This is a genomic window from Shewanella sp. TC10 (assembly GCF_009663145.1).
Taxonomy (GTDB): Bacteria; Pseudomonadota; Gammaproteobacteria; order Enterobacterales; family Shewanellaceae; genus Shewanella.
The window spans coordinates 27,042-41,788 of the sequence record NZ_VKHR01000020.1 but is presented as its reverse complement, the minus strand read 5'-3'; the positions used below and the strand labels follow the sequence as shown (position 1 = coordinate 41,788).

The following is a 14,747-nucleotide window of genomic DNA, read 5'->3' as shown; positions in this document are numbered from 1 at the left end:
CCAGACGAAAAATGCTGAAAAACGCATAATTTTCGATGGGGTTCGATCCAGTTTCAAACTTCATGTGTGCCTGCTTCGGCCGTTGCCGAAAAGGCCTAACGCTTCCGATAGGCCATCCGTGGCCTAACGAAAGCTAACTTGGCATATATGGACCCATCCGGTTTGCAAGATATTTAATATCGACTTTGAGAATAGTTCATTGCACCCATATATTCGGCCTGTTATTGAGGTACWCCTCTGGCCCTGATGGATATTTGCTTCTACTTTCCTTATCATCCTTACGGCTTCTTTAGAGCCAATGCCAGGCGAAGGTTTTAAGTAGAACAGTCTGACTGTCTCATCATCAATTYAATTATCTTGGCAACTTGGTGGTTGGTAAAACTAATTGTTAGCGCGTTAATGATTACTTTTATGCAGCAGCGATACGATATTCATCTTCTCTTGCTGCTATAACCCACGCTATCCGTGCAAGCATGTTCGCGACGGCAACACAAGCTCTGTTAAAGCCACGTCTTTCTGCAAGTGCGGTTGCCCAGCGACTAAATTTATCCCCTTTAGCCTCACTATGGTAAAGAACCGCTCTTGCCCCGTGGATAAATAGCGTTCTCAAATAAGCATTTCCTCGCTTACTAATACCAAGCAAATTATTTTTTCCACCACTGCTATGTTGCTTGGGGACTAGACCGCACCATGCTGAAAAATGTCTGCCGTTGGTAAAATCTTTACCTTCTCCAACAGCGGCATAAAATGCCGTTGCGGTAACAGGGCCAATGCCAGGCACACTCTCCAAACGTTGGCATACTTGATTGTTCTTCATCTCTTGTTGAACTTGAACGTCACAACTTTTAAGCCTTCGCTCAATATCATTAAACTCTTCGTACAGTTGATAGAAAATATTTCGGCCTCTGGCTGTTAATTCGTTATCAGCATTTTCTAGAATATCAGGTAGCTTTGACCTAAAAGACGCTTTTCCTTTTGTGATAATAATGCCGTACTCAGCAAGCATCCCTCTAACCTGATTAATCAGTGCTGTCGATTGYTTGTTTAGCCTTTCTCTCATTCGATGCAACATCTGAATATCTTGTTGTTCTATAGGTTTTGGTTCTACAAAGCGCATGTTAGGYCGTTGCGCTGCTTCAGCTATCGCAAGTGCATCGTTATAGTCATTCTTATTTCCCTGTCTGTAGGGCACGACATACTGAGGCGCTATCAATTTGACTTGATGACCCACTTTCTCAAACTCTCTAGCCCAGTAATTTGCGCCACCACAGGCTTCCATCACAACAAGACAAGGTTCTATTTGAGCAAGAAAAAGTACTAACTCTTTTCGCTTAATTATCTTCTTTTTGACRAGCTTTCCGGCTTTATTAACGCCAACAAAATGAAAAACAGACTTTGCGATATCAAGACCAATTGTAGTAATGTTCATAGTGGACCCGTCCTCTTTCTGATGAGTTTTAGCAACTACATCGTGGCCCATTGCGAGGCCGATTAAAAGTGGATGGGTCCATTCCATTATCCATGCCATCGTGACATTCGTAAATCCATTTACTTCAGATGCACCATCGGAAGCGTTAGCATTTTTACTCTTAACAATAAAAAAGACCGAAACTATCAACAAATGAAGTTTAAAGCTGGATCAATCCCCCGTTGGAAATCTTTCGCTTTTCAGAAAATTTCGCCGGGGCTGCTGGGGAGATGCAAGAGGGGTGAGCAGTTTCACCCTTCTTGCTCTGGTGTGGGCGAAGCGCCACGACCTTTATCCAAACGGAGTTTGGAAATACAGAAAGGAAGTTTACGGTCTAAATCAGGTGTGAACTAAGCGCCACGACTTTATTTTATGAACCCACAATAATTCATTACTGGGTGAACAATTCTTTGTAATCAACTCTTTGTGAACAATTTCGTGCAATCAACTCTGTGTAATCAAAAGTCCCTGAAACTAAAAAGCGAATACTTATTTCAGTATTCGCTTTTCATTTTGAAGCAGACAGAGTCAGTTAGTTTGAACGGTACAATAACTCAATTTCACGCTGTGCCCATACTTCAGCTAAGTTTTTACTCACGCTGTAATCACTAAAATCAGTATCTTTCGCCAAGTTAATCCATTGCGGGTTATCTAGTGCTTGACCTGCTTTTAAATAAATAGGTGACATACGTGCAATTCGGCGGCTGTCTTTTTCAGGGAAAGGCCAGCTGGCTTTAGGGTCATTGTATTTCACCATGAATTCGATACCTTTTGACAAGGATACGCCTTGATCATTTTCATAGTGCCACAAGTCAACGCCCACTTTGTCTCCTAACTGAGCAATGCCCACTAGCGGATCTAAACTAAAGTAATGATAGTGATAAGAGCGAGTTCGCTGCGCTTCATGGGGTTGTGAGCCATCTTCAGCAAATTGAGTATCAATGCGCACTTTACCCTTTTGCACCATTTGTTTAGTTAAATGACTATTTCCTAGGAAGTAGGCAATGCCAGCCATTTGATAATCGTACCAAGTGCCATGGTTATTAGGCGCATAAGCTTCACCTTTTGGTCCGCCGCTTAAATCATCTTCAATAAGCCAATCTAAGTAATCGCTATACCATTGGTTAATTCCAGCTTCATCTTTATCAGTCCAAGTAGTCGACTGAGATAAAATAGCTATCGCATCTAAATTACGTTCTACTAAAGTGCGTGTATCAATCAAACCACTGCGTCGACCATCAGCGACACCTGGCACACCTTGCCCAAAGTTCACATTGGGATTCATGCGTGTATCTTCATCTATATACCAAGCGCGCACTAACTCAATCGCTTTGTTGGCGTAAGCTTCGTCTTCACTGAAATAATATGCCAATGCTAAAGCACGTACTGTACGGGTAAATCTCCCAATACGGACCGAATCGGTTTCATCAGACTTTGAAGCTGGATTGGTTTTACCATCAAAACGTATCCAAGGCAGTCCGTCTGCTTTAGATTCGTCAGGCCACCAATATGGGCTAATACTCATATAATCATTTTTATCACCACTAGGGGGTGTAAACCCTTTATGAGCAACACTGAAAATAGTCGCTTGCTTGCCAATATCAGCCTCTTCTATGAGTTGCTTATAACTGTGCTGCATTGATTGAGGAGCATTTTCTGAATGAAGCAAAGTACGGCTTTGGGCTAAACTTACTTCATCTAAGAACACAAAATTTGCCGATAGGGCTGAGCTACTCACCAAAGCACTTAAACATGCAACTGCAAAAGCTGATTTTGAACCTTTCATTTACTTCCCCTTACTTATTAAGTAATACAAATATAGCATACATTAACCACAGTTCAGTGAGTTAGATCATGAAATATAATTTAAAATAATGAAAAAACAACACCCAAAAACCATAAAAACCAACAACTTGAGAGAAAACTTAATATTTTTAGATAAATACTGCAACGAAATTTGATACGTATCTCACAATTGATATTGTATTATGTTAATATCATTTTTAGATAATTAATCGAAAGCCATCGAGCAACCTTTGTTAAGTTCATGGGGACATGATGTAGTTACTCTAATAGACAGCGGTTACTATTAATTGAGTTAACGACAATACAAGTATTGCTTAGCCTTTCTGAATAGACAGTATGCGCCCTCATCATTTTTACGAGGCCACAGTCGCTACAAGCCTAGCCTCTGATATGCGCATAACAGTAAATTATCAATGATTTACATAAGCACTTTATAAAATTCAGCCTTAAAAAGTTGGTTGTTAAAGTTTTTTCAGCATTGCGCTGAAGTTGGTTCCCATAGATTTACTCTTAGAAAAGGTTATAAAAATGGAGCTAAATACAGTCATAGTAGGAGTCTACTTTCTATTCTTAATTGCAATAGGATGGATGTTCCGCACATTTACAAGCAATACCAGTGACTATTTCCGTGGGGGCGGAAGTATGTTGTGGTGGATGGTCGGTGCTACGGCCTTCATGACTCAATTCAGCGCTTGGACGTTTACAGGCGCAGCTGGTAAAGCCTACACCGATGGCTTTAGTGTCGCGATTCTCTTTTTAGCCAATGCTTTTGGTTACTTAATGAATTACGTCTACTTCGCACCTAAATTCCGTCAACTACGTGTAGTGACAGTAATTGAAGCCATTCGTATGAGATTTGGTAATGCCAACGAACAAGTATTCACTTGGACAGGCATGCCAAACAGTGTCATTACTGCCGGTATTTGGCTAAACGGTCTTGCTATTATTGCTTCTGGTATCTTCGGCTTTGATATGACCACCACCATTGTTCTAACAGGCTTGGTTGTACTCGTCATGTCAGTTACAGGTGGGTCGTGGGCGGTTATCGCATCTGACTTCATGCAAATGGTTATCATCATGGCTGTGACTATTACCTGTGCGGTAATGGCTTATGTTCATGGCGGTGGTATCACTAATATTATCGATAACTTCCCGACAGATTCATTTGTATCTGGCGGCGATCTTAACTACTTAAGTATCTTTGGTGTTTGGGCTGTATTTATCTTCTTAAAGCAGTTCAGCATTACCAACAACATGTTGAACTCGTACCGTTACTTAGCGGCTAAAGATTCTAAAAATGCACGAAAAGCAGCATTGCTTGCCTGTATTCTAATGAGTATTGGTCCAGTGATTTGGTTCCTACCAAGCTGGTACTTAGCGGGTTCAGGCGTTGATTTAACAGCTATATACCCTGAAGCAGGCAGTAAAGCGGCAGACTTTGCATACCTATACTTCGTACAAGAATACATGCCAGTCGGTATGGTAGGTTTATTGATTGCAGCCATGTTTGCGGCAACCATGTCATCTATGGATTCAGGCCTTAACCGTAACTCAGGTATTTTTGTTAAAAACTTCTACGAGCCAGTTGTACGACCGCATGCCAGTGAAAAAGAATTGATGTTAGTGTCTAAACTGACTTCAACCTTCTTCGGTATTGCGATTATCTTAGTATCGTTATTTATTAACTCGCTTAAAGGGTTAAGCCTATTTGATACCATGATGTATGTGGGTGCCTTGATTGGCTTCCCAATGACTATTCCAGCATTCTGTGGTTTCTTCATCAAGAAAACACCTGACTGGGCAGCATGGGGAACACTGGTTGTCGGTGGTTTTGTTTCTTACATTGTCGGTTTCGTTATTACCGCTGAAATGGTAGAAAACGCACTGGGTCTTGAACAAGCCTTAACAGGACGTGAGTGGTCAGACTTAACTGTTGCAATCGGCCTTATGGCACACGTTGTGTTTACAGCAGGTTTCTTCGTCCTATCAACATTGTTCTACAAGCCGTTAACTGAAGAACGTCAGAAAAATGTTGATAAGTTTTTTGAGAACTTAGCGACACCACTGGTTTCTGAAGGCAATGCGCAAAAGCAACTGGATAACAAGCAACGTCGTATGTTAGGTACGTTAATCGCTGTCGCTGGTATCTTTGTTATGGCAATGTTCCTGCTACCGAATCCATTCTGGTCACGTATGATATTTGTATTATGTGGTGCGATTGTGCTCTCGGTTGGTTTACTGTTAGTCAATGCTGTTGATAGCAAAATTGAGGACGAAGCTGCTGCAGAAGCAGAAGCTAAGTAATACCAATAATGGTCTTAGATAATAGGTGGTTAATCTATTATCTAACCCAACAAAAAACGCAGACCTAGGTCTGCGTTTTTTTATGTCAAATTAACAAGCTATCTTACTCTTTAATCCGATGATTGATTGACTGTAAATGCTCTTGAGATATTGCGCGGGCTTTAGTCGAATCACCACTCATAATGGCTTCATAAATCAATCTATGTTCATTAAAGCAGGTGCCACCTTCTTCAGATGAATAAGCAATAAAGTGCTCAAACATGGTGGTAAGAATATTGCCAAAAGGCAGGTAAAAGTCATTACCTGTAGAGAAGAAAATAATCCGATGGAATTGAATATCGATTTCAATCCATGCTTCGATGTCTAACTCAGGCGCCGAGTTTAATTCACTCATTTTCTGAAACACTGAAGACAACTCTTTTCGTTGCTCAACCGTGGCATTTTGCGCAGCTAATGCACAGGCTTCTGGCTCAATTGCACGACGAAAACCTAAAAATTGATTACAGAAGTCATTAATATCAGTCAGCCCTTCCATCCACTCGATTAATTGCGGATCTAAAAAGTTCCAATTACTTTTATCAACAACGCGAGTACCGATTTTAGGACGTGACTGTAATAAACCTTTAGAAGTCAGTAATTTCACTGCTTCTCTCAATGCCGTTCGGCTAATACCGAATTGTTCGCACAATACCATTTCACTTGGAATGATACTGCCTTGAGGTAATTCACCTGAAAGGATCGCTCGAGCGATTTCGCGGGCAACGTGTAAATGTAAACTACGTTTAGCCCCTGAAATAGAATTGAAGCCATTCGTCATTTGCTTATACAACGCTGTTTTTGGGATTATCGGCGTAATATAGCATGATAAATATAAGACTAAAATGATAGCGATTTGCACTTTACGACTGTTTTATAACAAGTTTAATGACTAACACTCTATTTAAATCATACAAATACCAACCAGTTCGTTAAGGCTTAAAATGGCAGATGACAATATAAAATGTGAATCGAACAACTCATAGAAAGGCAAGCTTGTTTCTTTTTCATAACTATCATTACTTTACAATTTTTGATCAATTTGTCAGTTATGCATGTTAAGCGACATAAAGCTAACAAACTTGTTAGAACTGAATCACTTAACTAATGCTCAATCTTTACACTTATAGAAAACATCAATTTGTAGGACAATAAGGAGCAGTTTCAAGCTAATTTCAGTAGGAAAAAGTGATTAAATAAAATAGATAAAAATACAAATTTTATTTATATATGTGAGTTACGACAACTTTTTACCCCCCTTGATAACATAAACATGTTTTATAAGACCTTTACATATTGTAGTATAATACAACAGGAAATGATGAGTGCTGTAAGTCCAGATAATAGGTCTATTCTTAACCTATAGGGCGTTAAGTTTTTGCCAAGATCTGTATCACTGGCGTTTTATGCTCATTCAATTGTTAAGGTATATAACTGGGTTTGATATTTCAGACTCAAAAATACCCCGCTCTATAACAGCCTTTAAAGCAATAAACTCACTACGGGTTATTGTTATCAGCCAGCTACACCACTTTTATAACTATCTGTGACGAACACTGTATTGAACGAATTGCGCCGTCAGTATTTTTGTTAGCCAATGTTCTTATCTCATTGATATTTTTGTCAATTTTATATTTAAAAGGATCGTAAGATCATGTTCATACAAGTTGAAGATTCAAGCAGACGAGTCCACGTGCAAGTTGCTAGACAAATTGCCCGTAAAATATTGTCCGGTGAAATAAAACCATTGCAGCGACTTCCTTGTGAAATGGAATTATGTGACATGTTCGGTGTAAGCCGCACAGCATTACGTGAATCAACTAAATTATTGTCAGCTAAAGGCTTAATAGAATCACGACCTAAAGTGGGCACCACGGTAAGAGCTAGGGCTAACTGGCATTTTCTCGATCCACAGTTATTAGATTGGATCCAAGGGCTTGAAAACACCGAAGTCTTTTTAAGCAAATTCTTAGGTCTACGCAAGGCCATTGAGCCTGAAGCCTGTGCGTTAGCGGCAAGCTACGCCACCATTGAGCAACGTAAACAATTGTCGGTTTATATGCAAAATATGATTAAAGCTGCTGAAGAGTTTGACTATGAGCAATGGACAATTAATGACCACCTGTTCCACCAAACCATTTATTTATCGACTGAGAACCAATTTTATATCCCGTTCGGCAATATCTTAACCACCATATTTAAACTGTTTATTGACCATTCAGCTGAAGGTGGCCGTTTTTGTATTAATGAGCACAAAGGCATTTATGACTCAATTATGTCTGGTGACGCTGATCAAGCACGTAGTTATTGTCAGCAATTATTAAAAGACGACAACCAACGATTCTCAGAGGTGCCTGCTGTATAGTTTTTCAGCCATTTGCAGAGGCTTAGATTCAAGGAAGAATTCATGATTAACCCATTAATGATTGTTGGTAACCATGCAGCTCATTAATCGCTATATTCGCAACCCATACGTACGCAGTAACATTGCATTAGCTTGGCCTTTAGCGTTAAACGCCCTGCTGATGCAATCAATGTTAATGATCGATACCCTATTAGTGTCGCCACTGGGAGAAATCCCTTTGGCTGCAATGGGGATAGCAACCACGATTGTCGCCTTTATCATGGGCATTCAAATGGCACTGGCTAATGGTTCACAATTGGTGATGAGTAGAGCTGTAGGGTCTAAAAATGCCCTGGCACTCACCAAATCATGCTGGTCCGGTATGAGTATCAATTTCTCTGTCGCATTACTCTTTTGGTCTGTACTTCTGCTATTTGAAGAATCCATCGTCGCGCTCATTACTCAGGATGCTGCTTTACAGGCTGAAGTGCTGCGCTACTTAAGTGTGGCCAAGTACGTAGTGCTTTTTAATGCTGTTACTCAAGTTTTTATTGCGCTATTTAATAGCTTAGGTAAAACCAAAATCGCGTTTAAAGGCTATTTGATTGAACTCCCTATTAACGCAGTTTTGTCATACGCTTTCATATACGGCACGGCATTCACACCTGAACTTGGCGTTGTCGGCGCCGCAATGGGTAGTCTAGTCGCTATTTTCGTGCGTTTTATTTACCTTGGTCTTTGCGTCTCCACCCTAGATAACCTCAATCTAAAACTAGCAGTCAATATCCAAGAAGGTTTCGCTAATATGCGCAAGCATTTTATTGAGATTTTCCCTGTGGCAGCCAATGTCACCATGCTGTCTATTGGTGTGAGTGTCTATCAACTGCTTTACTCACAGTTATCGATTAATGCGTATGTGGCTATTACCCTTGTTTTACCTTGGATGAGAGCTGGCGGGCAATTTATAACGGCTTGGGCGCACTCTTCCGCAATTTCTATCAGCCAAGCCATTGGCTCTAAACAGCTCAACGATTTAGAAGAAAACGTTAATATCAGCATAAGGCTTGCAGTGGCCATATCATTGGCCACTATGGGGTTCTTTTTTGTATTAAGTTTTTGGATTGCCGATATTTATCCTGATATGGCCGATGAAACCTACCAAGCATTAGCCATCATAGCGCCAATTTATATTATTTTGCCTTTGGTTCGCGGATACAACACAGTGCATGGCCATGTGCTCAGAGCCATGGGGCATACCACTGCAGTATTTAAAATCAACTTCACTGGTCAGTGGGTGGTATCAATTCCGCTGTGTGCTCTGCTTATTTTGTACTTTGACGCATCAATCTTCTGGGCATTTGCGATTCAGCCTTTTGAGGAGATCATTAAAGCATTTCCATTTCGATTTTTAGCTAGAAAAGCGGTAAAAGAATTTAGCCACCATGATGCTGAAAAACTCAGTTATTAACATGATTTCAAGGCTTCAGCTTATCTCAGGACGGGCACACATAAAAAAAGGGCTAACTTCTCAGTTAGCCCTTTTTGCAGCATCAGGTTTACTCGTATTCAGCTGCGTATGTTTCTTCATACGTGTGCGAATATAATTCAAATAAGTTTCCAAATGGGTCTTCTAAATAAACCATTTGTGCGGTGTTGTTATCGCTTTCTGGATGGTAACGCATGATGTCCATACGGACTTTACCACCAAGCGCTTGAGTGCGTTTGATAACACCGTGAAAATCATCAGTTTGCAAACAAAAGTGGAAGATACCAATGCGTGAGAAGTCTACTTCGTGACGCTGTTGACGCTCTTTCATTTCAAAAAGCTCAAAACCAATGCCGTCTGATGTAAGTAAATGAGCAATGTTAAAGCCTTTAAAACCTTCACCAAATACCGCGATACACATTCTACCAATAGCCGTTTCACGTTCTTCTTTCACTTTAGTGTTGCCCATGACAACCTTCATATCTAAAGCTTTAGTGTAAAACTCAACAGCTGTGTCCATGTCGCCAACCATGATACCGACGTGATTCATTTTCATAACTTACCTCAAATTCTATTAAGTGAAACCGTGTTTTGTTTCGATGAGGTAATATTAAGCCTAGCTTGGAATAAATAAAAATTATTAGATTTTATCAAAATGATTATTTTTATTTATCACAGGTTGCATTTATAACACGTGCATTTATCACAAATTGCGTTTATCACAACTTTTATGGTTCAGTCCTACTAGGGTTATTCAATGCATCGCTTTAACTCAACATCCTAATGATGGCCTTGATTACCCCGAAATACGCCCAATAAAAATGGGAAGCCATTGCTTCCCATTTTAGTATCAAGTTTATACCCGCTTATGCTGGCTCTTCACCTGTTGGCTCTACTTGGGCAAAAGCACCTGTCCAAGTGTAGTAGTGAGAATCAAACTTCACTGTACGGGTTTCAGCATGTTTAGCTTCTGCTTCGTTTGAAATAGCAAAGTAGTAGTCGTTACCTTTAACTGTTTCAATGCGAATAACTGTACCTATGTCGTCATGGCCCATCACGTTAACTGACTTCACTTCACCACGCGCATTCAATGATGCTTCAGTTGATTCGTTAAAGTAACCGTGGGTTTCAAGTACTGAGGCAAACACATGGTTTTTGCCCGATTGACGCATAATTAACGCAGGCTCACTGCGCATATTGAAGTCTGGGTCATTGGCACCTGTACGCGCAAAAATCACTTTACTGTGCTCAACGGCGCTCGTGACCAAGCTGTAATAACTGCTGTCGTGCAGCCAAGTCACTAATGCACTGGCTTCAACATCAGCGCTACCGACATTCCATAAATGCTCGTAGCCATTGTCTTCACCTAATGGTCGCAGTTTACTTTCAACTTTGTAGTCAAAATCCGTACGGATAATTTGGCCAGAGTAATGCACTGGTAAGTCATATTGATGTTCAGCATCAGCTTCAATTAAATAAACATCAATCACTAATGGTTTTTCAAACTCTGCCAGCTCAGCCAAAATCACGCTACGCTGCATAGTAATACCATCATAGTAATCACTGATGATGCCGCTCATGCCTTGTAGTGCCGGGTTATCAGCAACAAAGAAGTGCTTCTGACCAAACTTAGATTCGGCAGTTGCGGTATCGAAGTTATTTTGGGTTTTCTGGTCAACAGTCACAGTGTTATGAGCAACGGTCTGCTTACAATATGATTTATTTTCTGGGATATAACGGCCGCCAAATTTCGGCTCAACGTTCACCCAACGGCCAAAGCCATAATCGTTTAATACTTCATGGCCGCGATTAAACACGCTTAAATGCAAACCGTCATAATGGCCGTGATCTAACGCTGAATGGTACTGATGATCACTACCATGCTGACCAAACCAAATCAGCGCCATGGTGTCATCATCTTGAGCATCACGGTGACGTAAAATACTCACGCCGCCCTTCTCGCCTTCAGGACCATCGGTGACAAACAAACTCCCCCAGTTAAACGGTTTAATATTGTCTGTATTAGCGACCGCTGTTGATAAGGTTTGACCTGAAGTATGGACCCATACATCTTGTTGATGGTTTGCCATACCTAGCAAGGTTTCAGTTTGCTCGTAACGATGGAAACATACAGATGTTGCCATGATCACGCCTTCATCGTTAATCGAAATCGTTTTCGATGAATCATTTAATGCTGGTAAAGAACCGTTTGGGAATGCGGTTTTAAATACTGCATAAGACGTGGTTTTAATCACTGAATCATTGAACTGGTAAATACCAATATCAGGCTGACGACGCTCAATCGCTTCGGCAAACAAGTAAATTGGGCGCAGTGAGAAACGGTGATAATAAGGCCCTTCCATGTAATAGCCATCTGGAGAGAACAATTGGTCTAGCTGAGCTAAGAAACCACCGCTGACTTTATCAAGCTTTAAGCCATATAGCGCTTTATCCACTGATTCTTGGTCATTAATGGCGTAACCACAAATCCCCACAGCAGCCACAGCCCATAAGCCATGGTTATGCACAATGTCGAAGTCGTGAGCATAAGTCACCACAAACATTTCGATCATTTGCTTTAATAAATCATCTTCGATTAAACGTTTTTGATCGTCACTTAAGGTGTGGTAAATGCAGCTATAAGCACAAGAGGCGTATAGCATCCACATGTTTTCATTTAACGTTTGGTGGAACAATTTACCCGGAGGGTTAGAGTCCTTACTAACGTTACTTTCAAGTGTTGGGTACACGGTCGCGTATGCCGTAAGCATGTCGACAATGTAATCACGGTATTTAGTTTCTTCGGTGATTAAGAACAAACGGCCAGCAAGATCCATATGGATATAGTTTTGCTTATGACGGTTATGCTCATAACCGCCACCTTCACCGTGACCAGGCACTTCAATGCCAACTTCAGCCATGTAGCTATCAGTTTGGTTAATGTCACGGCTTAAGGCATTACCCAGTAATGTATTTTTACCTAATTCTTTACGCAGCTCGATGGCTTCATCAAAGCTAATTAATAATGGTTGATAGCTCATCTTACTTCTCCTGCGCTGGGGCTGAGATTGCATGACTTGAAACAGCATAAAAGCCAGTCCAAGTATAAGTTTGACCGTTGAAGTCAATATGATGTTCAGTGGTATTAATCGCATCCGCTTGGTTGCTAATCATTACTGTCACCACTGTATTGGCCGTTTCAATTTCAACAACTGAGCCCACTTCGTTATGACCAATCACTTTGATGTTTTTAACTTGGCCACGAGCACTGACAGACTGCTCAAACTCTTCATTGAAATAGCCGTGCGTTTCTAATACTGAAGCAAATAACGTATTGCCACCTTTGCTGCGTAAGGTGAATGCTGGCTCACTACGTAAATTGAAGCTTGGGTCATTGGCACCTGTACGGGTAAAGATAACTTCATCATTGTCGTTAGAGCTTGTGCCTAACCAAGTGTAGTAATTGTTATTTTGCAGCCAGCTAACTAATGCTGTGTCATTTACTTTACCGTCTGCCACATGCCATAAATGTTGGTAACCGTCTTTGTCACCTAAGGTATCGAGCTCTTTATGGGTGGTGTAATCGAAGTTGGTACGAATAATTTGGCCATCGTATTGATGTGAATAATCGTACTGATGTTCACCTTCACCGTTTAAGCGATAAAGGTCTAACAGTAACGGCGCTTCTAGCTCATCAATGTTAAGCATAAACACACTACGCTGCATGGTAAAACCATCGTAATGGTCATTGGCAAATGCACTCATACCTTTAATGTCATCACTGTCGACAGTAAAGAAGTGCGGAATACCATGAATGCTATCTGCGCGGGCGACATCAAAGTAGTTTTGACAGGTTTCATCTATCGTCACTAAGTTATGAGCAATGGTTTGACGAGCATAAGACTTGTTTTCATCTAGGTAACGGCCACCAAATTTTGGCTCAACGTTGACCCAGCGACCAAAGCCGTATTCGCGCAACACTTCTTGGCCACGATTAAAGTAAGTGATACCTAAAGTATCAAAGTTACCATGACCCATACCGTGTTGACCGTAGTTCATCACCAACTGGAACACGTCTTGTTTTTTATCCTGCATACGGATAAAACCTTGTGCACCGCTTTGACCTTCAGGGCCTTCGTTAAGCTCAACACTCGGCCAGAATGGCATGCCAATGTCACGCTCTTGGCTCGCTTGTTCAAATGCTTGCGATAAGGCTAAACCACATGGGTGCATCCACACCGCATCTTGAATTTTTGCCATGCCTAATAGGTTGTCATCTAAACCATAATGCTTGCTATAAACACTCACAGCCACTTGAACGCCCATATCAGTAATGCCCATAGTGCGAGATGCATCGTTTAATGCTGGGAATTCACCATTAGGGTAAGCAGTAGAAAGTAAAGCCTGCACAGTGTTGCCAATCACGCCATCTTTGTAGCTGTAAATATCGACTTCAGGCATATGGCGATGCAAGACTTCGGCAAATACACAAGTAGGACGTATCGCGTAGCGGTGGTAATACGGGCCTTCCATGTAATAACCCGATGGCGCAAACAATTGTGAGATTTGCGCTAAGAAACCGCCAGTATCATCACGGTCTAACCCGTAAACGGCATGTTCTAGATATTCGCGCTTACCAATGGCTAAGCCACATATTCCCACTGCGGCTACCGCCCATATGCCATGATTATGAATGCGGTCAAAATCATGAGCATATTTAACAGTGAACATATCTAGCATAGGTTCAAAAATACGTTCTTTAATGCGTTGTTGCTGCGCTTCGCTCATTTCTGAAACAACACAAGAGTAAGCAATACTGGTGTAAAACAACCAGCAATGCTCATTGAGAATTTGGTGAAATAAACGACCCGTTGGATTGGTATTCTTCTGAACATGAAAATCAAAGGTCAGATATTTATCTGCATATTGTTCTAAAACTTCGATGACAAAATCAGCATATTTTTGCTGCTTAGTGATCAGGAATAAACGACCCGCTAAGTTCATATACGTGTAGTTTTGCTTATGACGGTTGTGCTCATACCCGCCCGCTTCACCATGCCCTGGAATATCGATAGGCAGTTGCATAAATGCATCGACGTCTTTTTGATTAGCTGCAATGGTTTTACCCATCAAGCTTGAACGACCGACTTCTTTACTTAACAGTGAAATCTCGGCTTCAGTTAGCAATATTGGTTGCGTTGCCATAAGTTTAGTCACCTTTTTACAGTCATGAAATTTAAGAGCTGGACATAAAGTAATACAATACGCGTTATAGTTATATCTAATCCTACCAGAAAAATGAA

9 protein-coding genes are annotated in these 14,747 nt (G+C 40.9%); 3 read left to right on the top strand and 6 right to left on the bottom strand.

Annotated features, from left to right (window positions below; translation table 11 throughout):
* Positions 1-409 precede the first annotated feature (409 nt).
* Both FNZ24_RS09070 and FNZ24_RS09065 read right to left on the bottom strand, forming a co-directional pair.
* The gene (locus FNZ24_RS09070) at positions 410-1,429 is read right to left on the bottom strand and encodes an IS110 family transposase (protein ID WP_153914190.1); all 1,020 of its coding nucleotides are present in this window, start codon (positions 1,427-1,429) and stop codon (positions 410-412) included.
* 571 nt (positions 1,430-2,000) lie between these two features.
* Positions 2,001-3,254: an alginate lyase family protein gene (locus tag FNZ24_RS09065; RefSeq protein ID WP_153914161.1), complete on the bottom strand. Its 1,254-nt coding sequence runs from the start codon at positions 3,252-3,254 to the stop codon at positions 2,001-2,003.
* Positions 3,255-3,802: 548 nt separating this feature from the next.
* Between FNZ24_RS09065 and FNZ24_RS09060 the strand changes: the two genes are divergently transcribed.
* Complete coding sequence (locus FNZ24_RS09060; protein WP_153914160.1) at positions 3,803-5,578, top strand: sodium:solute symporter family protein; 1,776 nt, start codon at positions 3,803-3,805, stop codon at positions 5,576-5,578.
* Positions 5,579-5,681: 103 nt separating this feature from the next.
* Here the strand turns inward: FNZ24_RS09060 and FNZ24_RS09055 are convergent, their stop codons facing one another.
* Positions 5,682-6,395, bottom strand: a complete 714-nt coding sequence (locus FNZ24_RS09055; protein ID WP_153914159.1) for a FadR/GntR family transcriptional regulator — start codon at positions 6,393-6,395, stop codon at positions 5,682-5,684.
* Between the two features lie 873 nt (positions 6,396-7,268).
* On the opposite strand from FNZ24_RS09055, the gene FNZ24_RS09050 reads away from it, so the two are divergent.
* The gene (locus FNZ24_RS09050) at positions 7,269-7,979 is read left to right on the top strand and encodes a FadR/GntR family transcriptional regulator (protein ID WP_153914158.1); all 711 of its coding nucleotides are present in this window, start codon (positions 7,269-7,271) and stop codon (positions 7,977-7,979) included.
* Between the two features lie 73 nt (positions 7,980-8,052).
* A complete protein-coding gene (locus FNZ24_RS09045; protein ID WP_153914157.1) occupies positions 8,053-9,426 on the top strand; it encodes an MATE family efflux transporter in 1,374 nt (457 codons plus the stop codon).
* Positions 9,427-9,514: 88 nt separating this feature from the next.
* On the opposite strand, the gene FNZ24_RS09040 is transcribed toward FNZ24_RS09045, so the two are convergent.
* The 3 genes from FNZ24_RS09040 to FNZ24_RS09030 form a co-directional block, all read right to left on the bottom strand.
* Entirely contained in the window at positions 9,515-10,000 is a 486-nt protein-coding gene (locus FNZ24_RS09040) for a VOC family protein (protein WP_153914156.1), read from the bottom strand.
* A gap of 310 nt (positions 10,001-10,310) precedes the next feature.
* Positions 10,311-12,485, bottom strand: a complete 2,175-nt coding sequence (locus FNZ24_RS09035; RefSeq protein ID WP_153914155.1) for a heparinase II/III domain-containing protein — start codon at positions 12,483-12,485, stop codon at positions 10,311-10,313.
* Between the two features lies 1 nt (position 12,486).
* A complete protein-coding gene (locus FNZ24_RS09030; RefSeq protein WP_153914154.1) occupies positions 12,487-14,649 on the bottom strand; it encodes a heparinase II/III domain-containing protein in 2,163 nt (720 codons plus the stop codon).
* Positions 14,650-14,747: the final 98 nt, after the last annotated feature.

What these genes read in the sequence shown, in the direction of transcription:
- FNZ24_RS09055 (WP_153914159.1), bottom strand. Translation starts at nt 6,395, where the DNA reads ATGACGAATGGCTTCAATTCTATTTCAGGGGCTAAACGTAGTTTACAT.
- FNZ24_RS09065 (WP_153914161.1), bottom strand. Translation starts at nt 3,254, where the DNA reads ATGAAAGGTTCAAAATCAGCTTTTGCAGTTGCATGTTTAAGTGCTTTG.
- FNZ24_RS09040 (WP_153914156.1), bottom strand. Translation starts at nt 10,000, where the DNA reads ATGAAAATGAATCACGTCGGTATCATGGTTGGCGACATGGACACAGCT.
- FNZ24_RS09050 (WP_153914158.1), top strand. Translation starts at nt 7,269, where the DNA reads ATGTTCATACAAGTTGAAGATTCAAGCAGACGAGTCCACGTGCAAGTT.
- FNZ24_RS09035 (WP_153914155.1), bottom strand. Translation starts at nt 12,485, where the DNA reads ATGAGCTATCAACCATTATTAATTAGCTTTGATGAAGCCATCGAGCTG.
- FNZ24_RS09060 (WP_153914160.1), top strand. Translation starts at nt 3,803, where the DNA reads ATGGAGCTAAATACAGTCATAGTAGGAGTCTACTTTCTATTCTTAATT.
- FNZ24_RS09030 (WP_153914154.1), bottom strand. Translation starts at nt 14,649, where the DNA reads ATGGCAACGCAACCAATATTGCTAACTGAAGCCGAGATTTCACTGTTA.
- FNZ24_RS09045 (WP_153914157.1), top strand. Translation starts at nt 8,053, where the DNA reads ATGCAGCTCATTAATCGCTATATTCGCAACCCATACGTACGCAGTAAC.